Annotated in this window: 17 protein-coding genes and 1 other RNA gene; 12 read left to right on the top strand and 6 right to left on the bottom strand. The window is 50.8% G+C overall.

The window, feature by feature from the left end; translation table 11 throughout:
* Positions 1-43: 43 nt before the first annotated feature.
* The 3 genes from EOS98_RS15400 to pnuC all read left to right on the top strand — a co-directional run bounded on the left by EOS98_RS15400 (position 44) and on the right by pnuC (position 2,251).
* Positions 44-169, top strand: a non-coding RNA gene (locus tag EOS98_RS15400) — RtT sRNA.
* A gap of 294 nt (positions 170-463) precedes the next feature.
* Positions 464-1,507, top strand: a complete 1,044-nt coding sequence (gene nadA / locus EOS98_RS15395; protein WP_126524186.1) for a quinolinate synthase NadA — start codon at positions 464-466, stop codon at positions 1,505-1,507.
* Positions 1,508-1,531: 24 nt separating this feature from the next.
* Positions 1,532-2,251, top strand: coding sequence for a nicotinamide riboside transporter PnuC (pnuC, locus tag EOS98_RS15390; protein WP_000345367.1), 720 nt, complete (start codon positions 1,532-1,534; stop codon positions 2,249-2,251).
* Here pnuC and zitB read toward each other — a convergent pair.
* Together zitB and EOS98_RS15380 are read right to left on the bottom strand one after the other, a co-directional pair.
* Positions 2,248-3,186, bottom strand: coding sequence for a CDF family zinc transporter ZitB (zitB, locus tag EOS98_RS15385; protein WP_076726295.1), 939 nt, complete (start codon positions 3,184-3,186; stop codon positions 2,248-2,250). The genes pnuC and zitB overlap by 4 nt on opposite strands.
* 110 nt (positions 3,187-3,296) lie before the next feature.
* A complete protein-coding gene (locus EOS98_RS15380) occupies positions 3,297-3,683 on the bottom strand; it encodes a YbgS-like family protein (RefSeq protein WP_000784380.1) in 387 nt (128 codons plus the stop codon).
* 319 nt (positions 3,684-4,002) lie between these two features.
* On the opposite strand from EOS98_RS15380, the gene aroG reads away from it, so the two are divergent.
* Positions 4,003-5,055 (top strand): 3-deoxy-7-phosphoheptulonate synthase AroG, encoded by a 1,053-nt coding sequence (gene aroG, locus EOS98_RS15375; RefSeq protein WP_126524185.1) that lies wholly within the window; start codon positions 4,003-4,005, stop codon positions 5,053-5,055.
* Positions 5,056-5,148: 93 nt separating this feature from the next.
* On the opposite strand, the gene EOS98_RS15370 is transcribed toward aroG, so the two are convergent.
* Positions 5,149-5,694, bottom strand: coding sequence for a FumA C-terminus/TtdB family hydratase beta subunit (locus EOS98_RS15370; protein ID WP_000970374.1), 546 nt, complete (start codon positions 5,692-5,694; stop codon positions 5,149-5,151).
* 14 nt (positions 5,695-5,708) lie between these two features.
* Positions 5,709-6,554 (bottom strand): fumarate hydratase, encoded by an 846-nt coding sequence (locus tag EOS98_RS15365; protein ID WP_000086831.1) that lies wholly within the window; start codon positions 6,552-6,554, stop codon positions 5,709-5,711.
* 129 nt (positions 6,555-6,683) lie between these two features.
* On the opposite strand from EOS98_RS15365, the gene EOS98_RS15360 reads away from it, so the two are divergent.
* Positions 6,684-7,574, top strand: a complete 891-nt coding sequence (locus EOS98_RS15360) for a LysR family transcriptional regulator (RefSeq protein WP_000405927.1) — start codon at positions 6,684-6,686, stop codon at positions 7,572-7,574.
* Here EOS98_RS15360 and EOS98_RS15355 read toward each other — a convergent pair whose 3' ends face one another.
* The gene (locus EOS98_RS15355) at positions 7,575-8,558 is read right to left on the bottom strand and encodes a LysR family transcriptional regulator (protein ID WP_077914051.1); all 984 of its coding nucleotides are present in this window, start codon (positions 8,556-8,558) and stop codon (positions 7,575-7,577) included. It lies immediately after the preceding gene.
* Positions 8,559-8,780: 222 nt separating this feature from the next.
* Between EOS98_RS15355 and EOS98_RS15350 the strand changes: the two genes are divergently transcribed.
* The 7 genes from EOS98_RS15350 (at position 8,781) to EOS98_RS15320 (ending at position 16,502) form a co-directional block, all read left to right on the top strand.
* Positions 8,781-10,049 (top strand): SLC13 family permease, encoded by a 1,269-nt coding sequence (locus EOS98_RS15350; protein ID WP_126524184.1) that lies wholly within the window; start codon positions 8,781-8,783, stop codon positions 10,047-10,049.
* 49 nt (positions 10,050-10,098) lie between these two features.
* Positions 10,099-10,344, top strand: a complete 246-nt coding sequence (locus EOS98_RS15345) for an oxaloacetate decarboxylase subunit gamma (RefSeq protein ID WP_126524183.1) — start codon at positions 10,099-10,101, stop codon at positions 10,342-10,344.
* A gap of 16 nt (positions 10,345-10,360) precedes the next feature.
* Positions 10,361-12,133 (top strand): sodium-extruding oxaloacetate decarboxylase subunit alpha, encoded by a 1,773-nt coding sequence (oadA, locus tag EOS98_RS15340; protein ID WP_126524182.1) that lies wholly within the window; start codon positions 10,361-10,363, stop codon positions 12,131-12,133.
* A 15-nt stretch (positions 12,134-12,148) separates the two neighbouring features.
* Positions 12,149-13,450, top strand: coding sequence for an oxalacetate decarboxylase subunit beta (locus EOS98_RS15335; RefSeq protein ID WP_126524181.1), 1,302 nt, complete (start codon positions 12,149-12,151; stop codon positions 13,448-13,450).
* A 118-nt stretch (positions 13,451-13,568) separates the two neighbouring features.
* The gene (locus EOS98_RS15330) at positions 13,569-14,267 is read left to right on the top strand and encodes a triphosphoribosyl-dephospho-CoA synthase (protein ID WP_017441912.1); all 699 of its coding nucleotides are present in this window, start codon (positions 13,569-13,571) and stop codon (positions 14,265-14,267) included.
* Positions 14,268-14,646: 379 nt separating this feature from the next.
* Positions 14,647-15,726: a FecCD family ABC transporter permease gene (locus tag EOS98_RS15325; RefSeq protein WP_000128336.1), complete on the top strand. Its 1,080-nt coding sequence runs from the start codon at positions 14,647-14,649 to the stop codon at positions 15,724-15,726.
* The gene (locus EOS98_RS15320; protein WP_001214710.1) at positions 15,726-16,502 is read left to right on the top strand and encodes an ABC transporter ATP-binding protein; all 777 of its coding nucleotides are present in this window, start codon (positions 15,726-15,728) and stop codon (positions 16,500-16,502) included. Before EOS98_RS15325 ends, EOS98_RS15320 begins: the two co-directional genes overlap by 1 nt.
* A gap of 90 nt (positions 16,503-16,592) precedes the next feature.
* Here EOS98_RS15320 and gpmA read toward each other — a convergent pair whose 3' ends face one another.
* Positions 16,593-17,345: a 2,3-diphosphoglycerate-dependent phosphoglycerate mutase gene (gpmA, locus tag EOS98_RS15315; protein ID WP_000301556.1), complete on the bottom strand. Its 753-nt coding sequence runs from the start codon at positions 17,343-17,345 to the stop codon at positions 16,593-16,595.
* Positions 17,346-17,549 lie beyond the last annotated feature (204 nt).

The following is a 17,549-nucleotide window of genomic DNA, read 5'->3' as shown; positions in this document are numbered from 1 at the left end:
TGCACGACCCACCAATGTAAAAAAGCGCCCTAAAGGCGCTTTTTTACTATCTGCGATATGGAAGATTCGAACCTGCCGCAGGTTCGGGTCGAACGCAGTGAGACAACGGAGCCGTTTACGGCGACGGCCCGAAGGGCGAGCGAAGCGAGTCATCCTGCACGACCCACCAGTGTAAAAGAGGGCGCTGGCGGCGCCTTTTTGCTATCTGCAATATGGAAGATTCGAACCTGCCGCAGGTTCGGGTCTTGCCTGATGCGCTGCGCTTATCAGGCCTACAGACGGCACCGCTCACGTAGGCCAGATAAGACGTTACGCCGCCATCAGATACGGGGCTACGTAATTATTGTGACTTTCCTTATTGAATCAGCTATCTTGTTTAGCATATAAAACAAATTAACCGATTGTGGCGTTTATTACGCTTTCATTCGGTTGTTTCGTTAAGTCAGTAAAACGAGAAGCCACGATGAGCGTAATGTTTGACCCACAAGCCGCAATCTACCCGTTCCCGCCGAAACCAACGCCGTTGAACGACGATGAAAAGCAATTTTATCGTGAGAAAATCAAGCGCTTGCTCAAAGAGCACAATGCCGTCATGGTGGCGCACTACTACACCGATCCGGAAATTCAACAGTTAGCAGAAGAAACCGGCGGCTGTATTTCCGACTCACTGGAAATGGCCCGTTTCGGCGCGAAGCACGCCGCATCCACGCTGCTGGTAGCGGGCGTACGGTTTATGGGGGAAACCGCCAAAATCCTCAGCCCGGAAAAGACCATTCTTATGCCTACCCTGGCGGCGGAATGTTCGCTGGATTTAGGCTGCCCAATAGACGAATTTAGCGCTTTTTGTGATGCACACCCTGACAGAACCGTAGTGGTCTATGCTAACACCTCTGCTGCTGTTAAAGCGCGTGCGGACTGGGTTGTGACCTCCAGTATCGCCGTAGAACTGATTGAGCATCTGGATAGTTTGGGGGAAAAAATTATCTGGGCGCCGGACAGACACCTGGGGAATTACGTGCAAAAACAGACCGGGGCCGATGTACTGTGTTGGCAAGGGGCGTGTATCGTGCATGACGAGTTTAAAACCCAGGCGTTGACCCGTTTAAAAAAAATCTATCCCGATGCCGCTCTTCTGGTTCACCCTGAATCGCCGCAGTCCATTGTCGAAATGGCCGATGCGGTGGGCTCCACCAGTCAGCTTATTAAGGCGGCAGAAACGCTGCCGCACAGACAGCTTATCGTGGCGACCGATCGCGGCATCTTCTACAAAATGCAGCAGGCGGTGCCTGAAAAAGAACTGCTTGAAGCGCCCACGGCTGGCGAGGGGGCGACCTGCCGTAGCTGCGCGCACTGTCCGTGGATGGCGATGAATGGCCTGAAAGCCATTGCTGAAGGGCTGGAGCAGGGAGGCGCGGCGCATGAAATACAAGTTGATGCGGCGCTACGCGAGGGCGCATTACTGCCGCTCAACCGGATGCTGGATTTTGCGGCTACACTTCGGGCGTAAAGACGGAAATCTTTGGGGGAGAGAATGGATTTTTTTAGTACGCACAACATACTGATTCATATTCCGATTGGCGCTGGCGGGTACGATCTCTCGTGGATCGAAGCGGTAGGAACCATCGCCGGCCTGCTCTGTATTTGGCTTGCCAGTCTGGAGAAGATCAGCAACTACTTTTTTGGACTGGTTAACGTCACCCTGTTTGCGATTATTTTCTTTCAGATCCAGCTTTATGCCAGCCTGTTGCTGCAACTCTTTTTCTTTGCCGCCAATATTTATGGCTGGTATGCGTGGTCGCGGCAAACAAAGGATAATCAAGCCGAGCTTAAAATCCGCTGGCTACCGTTGCCAAAAGCAATGGCATGGCTGGCGATATGTGTGATAGCTATCGGTTTGATGACGCGATATATCGATCCCGTATTCGCCGTCCTGACGCGCGTGGCCGTCGCCATTATGCAGATGCTGGGGTTACAGGTGACAATGCCCGTACTGCAACCGGACGCTTTCCCGTTCTGGGACTCTTGCATGATGGTGCTGTCTATCGCGGCGATGATTCTGATGACACGCAAATATGTCGAAAACTGGCTCCTGTGGGTGGTAATCAACGTGATCAGTGTGGTGATTTTTGCTTTGCAGGGCGTCTATGCGATGTCGCTGGAATATCTGATCCTGACATTTATCGCCGTGAACGGTAGCCGCCTGTGGATAAACAGCGCGCGGGAGCGAGGATCGCGCGCGCTTTCCCGTTAATGGTGATGAACATGCCCGGATGGCGTCTGATTCAGATGACAGTCCGGGCCGTGACACACTTGATACTCCATCTGAATCGTAGCGTGCGCAATATGGTATTCGTGCATCAGGAAATCCTGGATACGTTCCAGCAGCGCATCATGGTCGTGTGGCGGAATGACCTGAGCGTGCAACGTCATGACCGATTTTTCGCCGACCATCCAGACATGCACATGGTGTACGTTGCGGACTTCGGGGATTTCCCGGCTTAAATGGCGCTGTAAGGCATTAATATCCAGTGAAACCGGCGCGCCTTCCAGCAATTCGTTGACGCTATCTTTTAACAAACGCCAGGCGCTGCGTAGCACCAGTACCGAAACCAGAATAGAGAGAATCGGGTCCGCTGGCGTCCAGCCCGTCCAGATAATGATCAACGCGGCGACTATTGCGCCGACGGAACCCAGCAAATCGCCCATCACATGTAGCGCGGCAGCGCGCACGTTCAGGTTTTTTTCATCGCTTCCCCGATGGAGAATCCAGAACGCAAACAGGTTCGCCAGCAGACCCGCAACCGCAATCACCATCATCAGATTGCCCGCCACCGGACGTGGCGTGTAAAAGCGCTCTATCGCTTCCCAGACAATGAGAAGGGTAATGACCACCAACGCAATGGCATTCACAAAGGCCGCCAGAGTGGTGAGTCTTAGCCAGCCAAAAGTGTGGCGAACAGTCGGGGGACGACGGGAAAATTGAACCGCCAGCAGCGCAAAGAGAAGGGCCGCCGCGTCGGTGAGCATATGTCCCGCATCCGCCAACAACGCCAGAGAGCCGGAGAGTATCCCGCCCACCACCTCAAGGAGCATAAATCCGGCAGTGACGATAAAGGCGAAAAGCAGGCGACGAGCATTATTATCTTTCGGCAGGTGTGAATCGGCATGAGAGTGTGAGTGCGCCATAACGTCATTCCTTTGTTATTCTCATCAATACTGTAGACATCATACTGATTTTTCGCTGACAAAATAAAAAGGAGAGCGAAAGCTCTCCCGTTATCAGACTTTTTTCTGCATTACTGTGTGGTACCGTCGGTTTTGGTATTCACGTCATTATTGACGCCATTACCGGTTTCCACTTTTTTATTAATATCCGGGCAGCGACCGTCTTTACACATGGTATTTTTATGCTCTTCATCCTTGGTCATTCCGTCATGATTCATGGTTGAACCGTCTGGATGCTGCATCGTGCTGTTAGTATTGCCGTTGGTATTGATGTCGTTGTTATTCACATCATTCGGCGCTACATTCTGGCGGGCGTCCGGGGCAACCTGACCGGCATTTGCCGCCGAGTTCGCCTGGCCATTACTGGATTGCGCGTTAGATTCAGCAGCTAACGCTGCGCCGCTGGCAAGGCCGAGGGTAGCGGTGAGTAAAAGCGTAGTCAGTTTTGTCATTTTCATAAGATGCTCCTGTTATGGTGGATATGTCGGATAACCTCTTCCAACAGTGCACGTGTCAGTCAAATCCTCAAATAAGGGATAAAAAACGTTAGCCGCCGCGGGTTAACGCAGCAGAGAATCTTGCAATAATTCATAAACAGAGTGGTTACAGTTAAAAAGTGTAGGTTAGATCCCATTTTTCGCTACATTTGTGCGTTTTTTTCCTGAATTCCAGGATTATTCCGTTCAAAGTGTAAAAGCCCGTTTACACTATTTAATTGAAGAGATAGATTGGAGGGATTGCATTCATTGGGATAAGTACGGCAACACTGGAATAAACATGAATTATCAGAACGACGATTTACGCATTAAAGAAATCAACGAGTTATTACCTCCGGTCGCGCTGCTGGAAAAGTTTCCCGCTACGGAAAATGCAGCGAATACCGTTGCTCACGCGCGCAAAGCCATCCATAAAATTCTCAAAGGCAATGACGATCGTCTGCTGGTGGTGATCGGTCCTTGTTCAATTCATGATCCGGCAGCGGCGAAAGAGTATGCCGCCCGTTTGCTGGCGCTACGCGATGAGCTTCAAGGCGAGCTTGAAATTGTCATGCGCGTCTATTTTGAGAAACCGCGTACCACCGTCGGCTGGAAAGGGCTGATTAACGATCCGCACATGGATAACAGCTTCCAGATTAACGACGGTCTGCGTATTGCGCGCAAACTGCTGCTGGATATTAACGACAGCGGCCTGCCTGCCGCCGGCGAATTCCTCGATATGATCACGCCGCAATATCTGGCCGATCTGATGAGCTGGGGCGCCATTGGCGCGCGGACTACTGAATCCCAGGTTCATCGCGAATTGGCGTCTGGCCTCTCTTGTCCGGTCGGTTTTAAAAATGGTACTGATGGCACGATTAAAGTCGCCATTGACGCCATCAACGCCGCTGGCGCGCCGCATTGCTTCCTCTCCGTCACTAAATGGGGTCATTCGGCGATTGTGAATACCAGCGGCAACGGCGACTGCCATATCATTCTGCGCGGCGGTAAAGCGCCAAACTATAGCGCGCAGCATGTTGCTGAGGTGAAAGAAGGCCTCACCAAAGCGGGACTGACGCCGCAGGTCATGATCGATTTCAGCCATGCCAACTCCTGTAAGCAATTTCAAAAGCAGATGGAGGTTTGCGCCGATGTCTGTCAGCAGATAGCGGGCGGTGAAAAAGCGATTATTGGCGTGATGGTCGAGAGTCATCTGGTAGAAGGAAACCAGAGTCTGGAAAGCGGTCAGCCGCTGACCTACGGTAAAAGCATTACTGACGCCTGTATTGGCTGGGAAGATACCGATGCGCTGCTTCGTCAGTTGTCGGCAGCGGTAAAAGCCCGTCGCAGCTAAGTTTAGTTTCTATCCTGTGGTGACGTGCAGGATAGAAAACGTATCGGTCCGGTAACAGCCTACCGGACCGATATTGCCAATATTAATGTATTATTATTTGGCGTACTTGGGTACTTCCTGCTTCTGGAGAGTATTTCCTTCCGAATCAATTCCTACAATGACTCTATAGCGGTCAAAATATAACTTCTTAATGGATTCTGTTCCTAATTCTTCGTAGGCAACAATTTCTACTGATTTAACATGTTTTGTATTAATTGCAGACGCTCCTCCAATCCCGAGTAGCGAAACCCCACCGTATTTTTTACAAAGCTCAGCGACATAATCAGCACGATCGCCTTTGCCAAGAAACGCAGTTGCCCCTTGTTGAAACATCATTTCTACAAATGGGTCCATACGCGCGGCCGTTGTAGGACCGTTGGAGCCAATAGGTAAACCAGGTCTGGCAGGGCAGGGGCCAGCATAGTAAATCGTTTGATTTTGAAAATCGACCGGTGATTTTTCTCCGTTACTAAGCGCTACTTCGATTTTTTTATGCGCGGCGTCACGGCAGGTGTAAGCAAATCCAGTGAGAAATAATATATCGCCGACCTTAAGAGTTTTCGCTTTCTCTTTAGTCAATGGTAATGTTAATTCCATCATAGCTTCTCCAGGTATTAAATGATTTCACTAGCGTGGCGGCTTGCATTACATTGGAAATTGATTGCGACTGGCAGTGCAGTGATATGGCAAGGATAGTAATCGACATGCACGCCTAATGCCGTAATACGCCCGCCCATACCTAAAGGGCCGATCCCTGTATTATTCACGGCCTCTAATAATTCAGCTTCGAGCTGGGCATAAAGTGGTTTAGCATTGAACTCACCAAGAGGGCGTAATAATGCTTTCTTCGCCATCCACGAACAGTGATCCATTGTACCGCCAACGCCGATACCAATAATATAAGGAGGGCATGGATTGCCTCCTACACGACGGACAGTTTCCAGAACAAAATCTTTTATACCATCAATACCATCGCCGGGAAGCAATGTTTTAAAAGTTCCCATATTTTCGCTACCGCCGCCCTTTGGCATAACGGTAATTGTCACTCGGTCACCATCAACAATTTCAGTATGTAAAATTGCAGGAGTATTATCATTAGTATTAATACGTTCTAATGGATCTGCAACCATGGATTTTCTTAAGTATCCATTTTCATAGCCCTGGCGAACACCCTGGTTCACCTGATCTTTAAGCGGCTTACCTTCCCAGCATACATGTTGTCCAATTTCCATTATAACGATACAAGTGCCGGTATCATGGCAGCATGCAAGTTGTTCTTTTTTTGCATACTCTCCATTATCAATTAATATCTTAATGGTTTCCTTGCCGATCTTTGACTCTTCTTTATCATATGCTTTACGAAAAGAACACATGAGATTATCATCCAGTTCATAACAAGCTTTTTTTACAAGTTTTTCGATAACCGGAATGATAATTTCTGTATTTAATATACGACTCATACTCCCTCCAGTGCTATGTTGCATTGTTTTATCCATTGATCACATTTTCATGATATTCGTATTCATTGCAGGAAGGAAATATGTTATTTTTATTAAATGATAAATTTTATTTATAGTAGTGGAAAATAGATGGAAATTAGACAATTAGAATATTTTGTAAGCGCTTCTTTGTTAGGTAACTTAACCAGAGTTGCTGAGCGGCATTTTGTTTCTCAACCTAATATCACCATTGCTATTAAGAAGTTAGAGACTGAATTAGGGGTGACATTATTTGATAGAAAGAAAAATAAACTTGTCCTTACTGAGGAGGGCATGTTTTTCTTACAAAAAATTGAACCTATCCTTATTGCGTTAAAAAATAGCGTAGCGGAAATGAAAGATTATCGTAATGAAAATGGTGGCATAGTAACTTTGGGGATCCCACCGATGATAAGTTTGTTTCTTTTTTCACCGCTCTTCAAGCATTTCCGGGAGATTTATCCAGAGATGGAACTCTCTCTTGTTGAAGAGGGGACTTTTGGTTTACATGATAAACTTTCTGCTGGAGAGCTGGATCTTGCTATTGTTATTATTAATGACTGTCCAAAAGAATTAGTTACGGTACCATTAATGACTCAGCAGCACGTGGTATGTATGTCAGATAAACATCCTCTGGCAAAAAAGGATAGTATCGATTGGGAAGATCTACAATATGAGCCATTGATACTAATGAAAAAAGATTCCTGGCATAGAAAAACGATTATTGAAGAATGTACAAAGCGAGGAATTCATACACATATTTTTCTATCATCAAACAGGGTTCAAACCAACATAGATCTGGTTGCTAAAAATGAAGGAATTTCTTTCATTTTGGACGCTGTCGATCTTAAAGCCGAAAAAGTAATAACCAAGGCCATGACTGAGCCGACTTATGTTACGATTGGTTTGGCCTGGAAGAAAGATAAATATTTATCATATGCAACCAGAGCGTTAATTAAATTCATTGAGGATTATATTAAAGAACATTTTACAATTAAATAATTATATTTGTTCTTCAACAAAAATTTCCCATAGCTCTTCGGCATCTGGAGGCATTCTCTTGGCTGGTCTATAAAGTCTTATTTCTATGGGTACCCATAAATTGCTTTCTTTTTCCGCTGCAGTAACAATAGTTTTAGCCTCTATATCTTGCCTGGCAAGGCTTTGAGGTATCCAGGCAACACCATCGCCAGATCTGACCATTGCCAATAGTGTTGCTGCCAGATCGGCCACAAAGGCAATATTTATATTATGGGTAATTCTGTTAATAGACGCTGTATTTGCTATTATTCTTCCCAGACCTGATTGTGATGAAAAAGAAAGGTAAGGGAATTGAATCTTATTATTTATATTCCACAACGGTTTTAACGTTTCTGAGTCTGGTTTACTGAATGGAATTAATGTATCAAACCCAAGACGAATGCTCATAAAGTTATTTTTATTTAAATTTAGATGCATATGTGGGTGATGGTGACACAGCAAAAATTGTGAATCTCCCTGCCGCATCATTTTTTCGCACGCATTCAATGAGTCAGATAAAAGACGAAATGAACCAAATTTTGCAATTTTATCACTTTGCTTTAACAAGTGCGGTACAAAAGAGAAAGACAAAGCATGCGTTGCTGAAAAAACAAGACTAGGTTGTTTATTACCTGCAGCCTCAAGGGTATCACTTTTCAATGTGTACAAGGAGTGGATCAGTTCGGGAAGCTGGTCTGTAAATACTTCTCCGGCCTTGGTAAGGGTGACTCCCCGTTTACTTCTTTCAAAAAGGGGCGTACCCACCCATTCTTCGAGAGATTGTATCCGACGACTAAATGCGGGTTGAGTCACATATCTTGAGGCAGACGCTTTTGAGAAATTCAACGTTTCTTTTAGAGCCAGACAGTCTTCGAGCCATGTTAGTTCGAGGTGATGCCGATATTGCATAAGCTGCAACCTTATTAGCATTGGATGAGTTTCATTTATATAAGTAGCATTATACACAGACAGATTTTAAGAGGAAATTATTTGATTAAACAGAAACAAAAGCAGTAAGAATATGTTATGCCTTTGTCGGGTAAGTGTTGTTATTTATGTGAGTGTATTCTTTCTCAATAGAAATTAATTAGATGTAATTTTAGTATAACATGTGATTTATGCTTGTTGCAGTTGTATTCATGACTGTAATGAGTTGTTTTTGTACCCTAATAATATAAGGACGTATACATGTCACCAGCGATTATTACTTTGTTGGTTTTAGTGGTTGCAATAATTATCTTTGTTAGCGATCGTCTTCCTATGGGATTAGTTGCATTTATGGTCCCAATGGCACTTTATTTTACCGGTGTTATCGATGCTAAGGATATTTTTGCTTCAATCGTAAATGCGAATGTTATTCTTATCGTCGCCATGTGTGTACTCGGTGCGGCATTTTTTAAAACAGGTTTGGCATGGCAATCAAGTAAAATTTTACTAAAATATGCTAAAACAGAAAGAAGCCTTAGTGTATTGATTTTTCTTATTGGTGGAGTTATGTCTGCCTTTGTTTCTAATAGCGGAACAGTTGCTGTGCTAATTCCTATTGTTTTAGGTATTGCCGCCAGTAGTCAGATTAAGCCTATTAAACTTCTTATGCCTCTGGTTTTTGGGGCAACAATCGGTGCTGATATTTCTATTATCGGTTCGCCAGGAAATCTGATTGCTAAAAATACTATTGAAACTTTTAGTAAGGGAAGTCTGTCGGTGCCATTTTTCGAATACGCTAAAATTGGTATTCCTTTGCTGATTGCATGCTCTATATTTCTCTATTTCTTCGGTTCAAAACTCATCGCAGATCGTGATGGAAATACACAATCTGATTCTCAAATGGATTATAGCCAAATTCCGGCCTGGCATAGAAATTTAACTTTAGCCATTTTTATTCTGTCTATCGCTGGGATGGTGGCAACTGATTATATTAAGTTTCTGCCTCCAATGCATATTATTGCGTGTTGTGCGGCTATTGTTCTTGTATTTGCTGGCGTTTTGACACAAAAGGAAACTTTTAATTCTTTTGAAACGCTAACTGTTTTCATGCTTGCGTTTATGATGCCTTTAGGAGCCGCGCTTAATTCTACTGGTGCTGGAGAAATGATTGCCAATGCCGTTATTTCAGTAACCGGAGATTCTGGCGTTATGATTATTATGGCATCATTGTGGATACTTACATGGGCTTTGACTCAAGTTATGAGTAACACTGCAGCATGTACGTTGTTATGCCCGGTAGGGTGGACTATCGCACAGTCTATTGGCGCAGACCCTCGTGCAGTTGTTATTGCTGTTTTTATTGCGAGTAGTGTTGCTGTTTGTACCCCAATGGCTATTCCAGCAAACTCAATGATTATTGGCCCGGGGAATGTTAAATTTAAAGATTTCTTAAAACCCGGACTGGCGATTAGTTTGGTTTGTTTTATCGTTAGTATGATTTTACTACCGATATTTTATCCCTTCTATTAATGCCTGATATTACTTTTCTATTTTAGATTATTAAATTTGAGACTTTATTATGAATAGTTCGGTGCTATTAGGTGAAGGCTTCACTCTGATGTTCCTCGGCATGGGGTTCGTGCTGGCGTTTCTGTTCCTGCTGATTTTCGCCATCCGCGGCATGTCCGCCGCCGTCAACCGTTTCTTCCCTGAACTGGCTCCGGTGCCGAAGGCGGCACCTGCCGCCGCCGCGCCCGCTGACGACTTCACCCGCCTCAAGCCGGTGATTGCCGCCGCCATTCACCATCACCGCCACCACGTTTAATTTCCCGGAGGGATCCATGACCATTGCCATTACCGACGTCGTCCTGCGTGACGCCCACCAGTCTCTGTTCGCCACCCGCCTGCGTCTTGACGATATGCTGCCGATTACCGCTCAGCTCGACGACGTGGGCTACGGCTCCCTCGAATGCTGGGGCGGCGCCACCTTTGACGCCTGTATCCGCTTTCTCGGCGAAGACCCGTGGGTCCGCCTGCGCGAACTCAAAAAAGCCATGCCCAAAACCCCGCTGCAGATGCTGCTGCGCGGCCAGAACCTGCTCGGCTACCGCCACTACGCCGACGACGTGGTGGAGCGCTTCGTCGAACGCGCGGTGAAAAACGGCATGGACGTGTTCCGCGTCTTCGACGCCATGAACGACCCGCGCAATATGAAGGCCGCCCTGCAGGCGGTACGCAGCCACGGCGCGCACGCCCAGGGCACCCTCTCCTACACCACCAGCCCGGCCCACACCCTGCAGACCTGGCTGGATTTAACGGAGCAACTGCTGGAAACCGGCGTTGACTCGATTGCCATCAAGGATATGTCCGGCATTCTTACACCGATGGCGGCGTATGAGCTGGTCAGCGAAATCAAAAAACGTTTTGAGGTGCGCCTGCACCTGCACTGTCACGCCACCACCGGGATGGCGGAGATGGCGCTGCTGAAGGCTATCGAGGCGGGCATCGACGGCGTCGACACGGCGATTTCCTCCATGAGCGCCACCTACGGCCACCCGGCCACCGAAGCGCTGGTGGCGACGTTGGCAGGTACTGAGCATGACACCGGGCTGGATATCCTGAAGCTGGAAAATATCGCCGCGTACTTCCGCGAGGTGCGCAAAAAGTATCACGCCTTTGAAGGCCAGCTGAAGGGCTACGACAGCCGTATTCTGGTGGCCCAGGTGCCGGGCGGGATGCTCACCAACCTGGAAGGCCAGCTGAAGCAGCAGAACGCGGCGGACAGGCTGGACCAGGTGCTGGCGGAAATCCCCCGCGTGCGCGAGGACCTCGGCTTTATCCCGCTGGTGACCCCGACCTCGCAGATTGTCGGCACCCAGGCGGTGCTCAACGTGCTGACGGGCGAACGCTACAAGACCATTGCCAAAGAAACGGCCGGCATTCTGAAAGGCGAATACGGCCACACGCCGGTGCCGGTGAACGCGGCACTGCAGGCCCGCGTGCTGGAAGGGGCTGCCCCGGTGACCTGCCGCCCGGCAGACCTGCTGAAGCCGGAGCTGGCTGAACTGGAAGCGGACGTCAGGCGCCAGGCGCAGGAGAAGGGCATCCAGCTTGCGGGAAACGCCATTGACGACGTCCTCACCGTGGCGCTGTTCCCGCAAATCGGCCTCAAATTCCTTGAGAACCGCCACAACCCGGCGGCGTTTGAGCCGGTGCCGCAGGCGGAAACCGCGCAGCCGGTGGCAAAAGCAGAGAAGCCTGCCGCCTCCGGTATCTACACCGTGGAAGTGGAAGGTAAAGCCTTTGTGGTGAAGGTCAGCGACGGCGGCGATATCAGCCAGCTGACGGCGGCTTCGTCTGCGCCGGTTCAGGCGGCATCCCCGGTTGCTCCGGCAGGCGCCGGCACACCGGTCACCGCGCCGCTGGCGGGCAACATCTGGAAGGTGATTGCCAGCGAGGGCCAGACGGTGGCCGAAGGCGACGTGCTGCTGATTCTGGAAGCCATGAAGATGGAAACCGAAATCCGCGCCGCGCAGGCCGGGACGGTACGCGGTATCGCGGTGAAGTCCGGGGACGCGGTCTCCGTCGGCGACACCCTGATGAAGCTGGCGTAAGGACGAGGAGCGGAAATGGAAAGTCTGAACGCCCTGCTTCAGGGCATGGGGCTGATGCACCTTGGCGCAGGCCAGGCCATCATGCTGCTGGTGAGCCTGCTGCTGCTGTGGCTGGCGATTGCGAAAAAGTTCGAACCGTTACTGTTGCTGCCGATTGGCTTCGGCGGCCTGCTCTCCAACATCCCGGAAGCGGGCATGGCGCTGACCGCGCTGGAAAGCCTGCTGGCGCATCACGACGCCGGGCAGCTGGCGGTGATTGCCGCGAAGCTGAACTGCGCGCCGGACGTGCACGCCATCAAGGAAGCGCTGGCCCTTGCTCTGCCGTCGGTGCAGAGCCAGATGGAGAACCTGGCGGTGGACATGGGCTACACGCCGGGGGTGCTGGCGCTGTTCTATAAAGTGGCGATTGGCTCCGGTGTCGCGCCGCTGGTCATCTTCATGGGCGTCGGCGCGATGACCGACTTCGGCCCGCTGCTGGCCAACCCGCGCACCCTGCTGCTCGGCGCGGCGGCGCAGTTCGGTATCTTCGCCACGGTGCTCGGGGCGCTGACGCTGAACTACTTCGGCCTGATTGCCTTCACCCTGCCGCAGGCGGCGGCCATCGGCATTATCGGCGGCGCGGACGGCCCGACGGCGATTTACCTGTCGGGCAAACTGGCGCCGGAGCTGCTGGGGGCCATCGCGGTGGCGGCGTACTCGTATATGGCGCTGGTGCCGTTAATCCAGCCGCCGATTATGAAAGCGCTGACCACGGAGACGGAGCGGAAAATCCGCATGGTGCAGCTGCGCACGGTGAGCAAGCGGGAGAAGATTCTGTTCCCGGCGGTGCTGTTACTACTGGTGGCGCTGCTGCTGCCGGACGCCGCGCCGCTGCTGGGGATGTTCTGCTTTGGCAATCTGATGCGTGAAAGCGGCGTGGTGGAGCGTCTGAGCGACACGGTACAGAACGGGCTGATTAATATCGTCACCATCTTCCTCGGGCTGTCGGTGGGCGCGAAGCTGGTGGCGGACAAGTTCCTGCAACCGCAGACGCTGGGCATTCTGCTGCTGGGTGTGATTGCCTTTGGTATCGGGACGGCGGCCGGGGTACTGATGGCGAAGCTGCTGAACCTGTGCAGTAAGAACAAAATTAACCCGCTGATTGGCTCCGCCGGCGTGTCGGCAGTGCCGATGGCGGCACGCGTATCGAACAAGGTGGGCCTGGAGTCGGACCCGCAGAACTTCCTGCTGATGCACGCGATGGGCCCGAACGTGGCGGGGGTGATTGGCTCGGCGATAGCCGCCGGGGTGATGCTGAAGTACGTGCTGGCGATGTAAATCTGTTCCTTTCCCGGAGGCGGCGCGTTGCGCCTGTCCGGGCTAACGGATTGCATGGATCTGTAGCCCGGACAGATGCGCAGCATCGCCTCCGGGAATGTCCCATAAGGAGACTTTGATGAATGAAACCATAGCATTTCGTCCGGAAGGCAGGGCATCGATAAAAGATGTGGTTGTCAATTATACGCTGGCATCACTGGACGAGCTTGAACAACTGCACCCGGCGCTGAATCTGCTGGCGCACCCGTCAATTGTCCGTGGCAGCCATGATTTCTTTGTCCGTTGTTATGACGCGGGCGTACAGCATGCGCAGGCCGGGGCGGCTGAAACGGTAGCGGTTTTGCCTGATTCGCTGCCACAAGAACGGCAAAGGAGCGGGCTGCTGTGTGCCGCAGCAGGTCGTCTGGATGCCCTGCGCCAGCCGCTGACGCACAATCGTTTATGTGACCTGGCCAGTCAGTTCTGTGCTGGCATGGCAGATGTTGACAGCGAAACCCGCAGCGGTTTTTATACCGTGCGCAGCATATCGCTGCCGGTTTACCGGCGGCTGTTGCGGGATCAACATTCTCACGGTGTCTGCCTGCAGCAGGCTCTGCTGCACCTGCTGGCCTGGAAGAGCGATTCTCCCTGGGCGCGGCAGCAGGCGCAGCGGCTGCTCTGGCAGGGCGGCGTGCTGGGCGATAAAGGTGAGTTTGCGCTTATGACGCTGGATGATGAACTGCGGGAGCGCCAGATTGAGTGGCCCGGGCTATGGTCGCTGCTGGCCGTCACCGGGTTTCTGGCGAAATTCCCTGCCGGACCGATATTTGCTGACTGAAAAATGAGGACTGCTGACAATTATCTATTGTGTTGGCATTTCTGCGAGAGGCAGCTAGCGCTTTGCCTGACTTACGAAATGAGAATATCAACAGATTACGTACTTTTTGTAGGTCCGTGGTTGGAACATTGCCACCTGGTTACACGTTGTCAGCAGCCTCAAGCGTGGATGGCTCCACGCTTTTTTTGTCTATGGAAAACCCCCAGCCAGGCCCTGTCTCTTGATCAGGAGATCTGATCAAGAGACAGGGCTATGCCGGAGGATATTTATTGGAAACCGGTGAGATAGGCCACCGTGTCATCAATCGAAATATAAATAAATATATAACGAAATAATTCGGCGCTATAATTCTCCTCTGATTAATAACGTAGCCCGAACCATGACCTGTCAGGACAAATCACTTTTAGCCCCCGGTTTCGCTTCCACGCCCGTCATTCCGCGCTATCGCCAGATCATACGAAAACGGGCTGTGCTCATGTTAGCTATTGCGCTGGCGATGATGGCTTCACTGATGGTGGATGTAACCTGTGGGTCTTCTGGTTTACCGCTCAGTGCGCTGTGGCAGGCGCTTTTTCAGCCGGAAAAGGTGAATGCGGGCATACACGTTATTGTCTGGGATATCCGCTTACCCTATGCCCTGATGGCCCTACTGGTGGGCATGGCGTTAGGGTTAGCGGGCGCCGAAATGCAAACCATTTTAAATAATCCGCTGGCGACGCCGTTTACCCTCGGCGTATCGTCCGCGGCGGCTTTTGGCGCTGCGCTGGCGATTGTGCTGGGGATCGGTATTCCCGGTATTCCTGCCGCCTGGTTTATCCCGGCCAATGCGTTCATCTTTGCGCTTTTATCCGCGTTACTCCTGGACGGTATTACCCGTTGGACAGGCGTCGCCGCATCCGGAGTGGTGTTGTTCGGTATTGCGCTGGTATTCACCTTTAACGCGTTGGTCGCCATTATGCAGTTTGTGGCTGATGAAGATACGCTGCAGGGGCTGGTATTCTGGACGATGGGGAGCCTGGTCCGCGCGTCGTGGGAAAAATTGGGCGTACTGGCCGTGGTGTTTATTGCTGTGCTTTTTTGCGCGTTACGAAGCGCCTGGCAACTCACGGCATTACGTCTGGGCGAAGAGAGGGCGATGAGCTTTGGGATTCATGTCCGCCGTTTACGCCTGCTGTCATTGTTGCGTATCAGCTTGTTATCAGCGCTGGCGGTAGCTTTCGTCGGGCCGATTGGTTTTATTGGTCTCGTTGCGCCGCATATTGCGCGAATACTTTTGGGGGAAGATCACCGTTTCTACCTTCCGGGCAGCGTGCTGATAGGCGGGCTGGTGTTATCGCTGGCCTCTATTGCGGCGAAAAATAGTATTCCGGGCGTCATGGTACCGGTGGGGATTGTCACCTCGCTGGTCGGGGTTCCGTTCTTTTTAAGCATTGTATTGCGACATCGGGGGAGTCTCTGATGCGCGGGTTAATGCTCCGCTCATTTAGTGCCGGCTATTCCACTCAGCCGGTTATTGCAGACCTCAACGTTCCCTTACTGCCGCGCGGGAAAATTACCATTTTGCTGGGGCCGAACGGCTGTGGTAAATCGACGTTACTACGTTCGCTGGCCGGGCTGAATAACGCCGACGGCGAGGCGCTGCTTGATGGCGAGGATCTCATGTCGTTATCGTTTGCCGAGCGGGCGCAGAAAGTTGTGTTTTTGCCGCAGTCATTACCGCAGGGCGTACATCTGCATGTACTGGAGTCGATTATCGTGGTACTGCGGGCATCAGGCGGCAGAGACAATGCGCAGGGCAGAGCGCAGATACTGGCTATCCTTGAGCAATTGGGCATAACGCATCTGGCGTTGCAGTATCTCGACCAGCTTTCCGGCGGTCAGCGGCAGTTAGTGGGTCTGGCGCAATCGCTGATTCGTCGCCCTGAACTTCTGTTGCTGGATGAGCCGCTCAGCGCGCTGGATTTAAACTATCAGTTTCACGTAATGGATCTCGTGCGTCGGGATACCCAGGCGCAAAATAGGGTAACGATAGTCGTGGCGCATGACATTAATATTGCACTGCGTCATGGTGACCATGTCCTGATGCTAAAAGACGGCAGGCTGGTCGCCAGCGGCGCGCCGGAGACGGTGATTACTGCGGAGCGTCTGGCTGAAGTGTACCGGGTACGAGGACGCGTGGAGCGCTGTTCGCAGGGGAAACTGCAGGTGGTGCTGGACGGCGTGATCGCTGTTTAAGACATATTGCCTGATGGCGCTGCGCTTATCCGGCCTACCCATTGCTCGTAGGCCGGATAAGGCAGTTATACCGCCATCCGGCAAAGGTGATTACTTCGCTTTACCCTGATTCGCCACGGCAGCCGCTTTCGCGGCGATTTCGTCAGCGTTGCCCAGATAGTAATGTTTGAGCGGCTTGAAGTTTTCGTCGAACTCATACACCAGCGGCACGCCGGTCGGGATGTTTAACTCAAGGATCTCATCTTCACTCATGTTATCCAGGTATTTCACCAGCGCACGCAATGAGTTACCGTGAGCGGCGATGATCACGCGCTCACCGCTCTTCATACGCGGCAGGATGGTGTCGTTCCAGTAAGGAATAACGCGGTCGATGGTCAGCGCCAGACTTTCGGTCAACGGCAGCTCTTTCTCGCTCAGTTTGGCATAACGTGGATCGTGACCCGGATAACGCTCATCATCTTTGGTCAGTTCCGGCGGCGTCACGGCAAAACCGCGGCGCCACTGTTTAACCTGCTCGTCACCATATTTTTCTGCCGTTTCCGCTTTATTCAGCCCCTGCAACGCGCCATAGTGACGTTCATTGAGTTTCCAGGATTTTTCCACCGGCAGCCACGCCTGATCCAGTTCATCCAGTACGTTCCACAGCGTATGGATAGCGCGTTTCAGTACGGAAGTGTAGGCAAAATCAAAGCTGAAACCTTCTTCTTTTAGCAGTTTACCCGCTGCTTTTGCTTCGCTTACGCCTTTTTCAGACAGGTCAACATCATACCAGCCGGTGAAACGGTTCTCTTTGTTCCATTGACTTTCACCGTGACGTACCAGAACCAGCTTAGTTACAGCCATACTCTCACTCCTATAAATCATATGTAATGATAATAATTCTCATTATATTGCCGCGAGGTGTTGGCGGCAATGCTTACGCATAACCATAGCGAAAATAGTGGCGCAGTGTAAGGTTCTTGTGAACTCAGAGTTGCGATTTTGTCTTTAAGTGGTGGAGGTTTGAGCAGGGCAATGGCGCGTAGGCCCGATAAGCTTGCGTCATCG

The sequence above is a fragment of the Salmonella sp. SSDFZ69 genome (assembly GCF_004010755.1).
Lineage (GTDB): Bacteria > Pseudomonadota > Gammaproteobacteria > Enterobacterales > Enterobacteriaceae > Salmonella > Salmonella enterica.
This window is presented reverse-complemented; position numbering and strand designations above follow the sequence as displayed.

Coding starts and splice junctions, on each gene's coding strand:
- nadA (WP_126524186.1), top strand. CDS start 464: ATGAGCGTAATGTTTGACCCACAAGCCGCAATCTACCCGTTCCCGCCG.
- pnuC (WP_000345367.1), top strand. CDS start 1,532: ATGGATTTTTTTAGTACGCACAACATACTGATTCATATTCCGATTGGC.
- zitB (WP_076726295.1), bottom strand. CDS start 3,186: ATGGCGCACTCACACTCTCATGCCGATTCACACCTGCCGAAAGATAAT.
- EOS98_RS15380 (WP_000784380.1), bottom strand. CDS start 3,683: ATGAAAATGACAAAACTGACTACGCTTTTACTCACCGCTACCCTCGGC.
- aroG (WP_126524185.1), top strand. CDS start 4,003: ATGAATTATCAGAACGACGATTTACGCATTAAAGAAATCAACGAGTTA.
- EOS98_RS15370 (WP_000970374.1), bottom strand. CDS start 5,694: ATGATGGAATTAACATTACCATTGACTAAAGAGAAAGCGAAAACTCTT.
- EOS98_RS15365 (WP_000086831.1), bottom strand. CDS start 6,554: ATGAGTCGTATATTAAATACAGAAATTATCATTCCGGTTATCGAAAAA.
- EOS98_RS15360 (WP_000405927.1), top strand. CDS start 6,684: ATGGAAATTAGACAATTAGAATATTTTGTAAGCGCTTCTTTGTTAGGT.
- EOS98_RS15350 (WP_126524184.1), top strand. CDS start 8,781: ATGTCACCAGCGATTATTACTTTGTTGGTTTTAGTGGTTGCAATAATT.
- EOS98_RS15345 (WP_126524183.1), top strand. CDS start 10,099: ATGAATAGTTCGGTGCTATTAGGTGAAGGCTTCACTCTGATGTTCCTC.
- oadA (WP_126524182.1), top strand. CDS start 10,361: ATGACCATTGCCATTACCGACGTCGTCCTGCGTGACGCCCACCAGTCT.
- EOS98_RS15335 (WP_126524181.1), top strand. CDS start 12,149: ATGGAAAGTCTGAACGCCCTGCTTCAGGGCATGGGGCTGATGCACCTT.
- EOS98_RS15330 (WP_017441912.1), top strand. CDS start 13,569: ATGAATGAAACCATAGCATTTCGTCCGGAAGGCAGGGCATCGATAAAA.
- EOS98_RS15325 (WP_000128336.1), top strand. CDS start 14,647: ATGACCTGTCAGGACAAATCACTTTTAGCCCCCGGTTTCGCTTCCACG.
- EOS98_RS15320 (WP_001214710.1), top strand. CDS start 15,726: ATGCGCGGGTTAATGCTCCGCTCATTTAGTGCCGGCTATTCCACTCAG.
- gpmA (WP_000301556.1), bottom strand. CDS start 17,345: ATGGCTGTAACTAAGCTGGTTCTGGTACGTCACGGTGAAAGTCAATGG.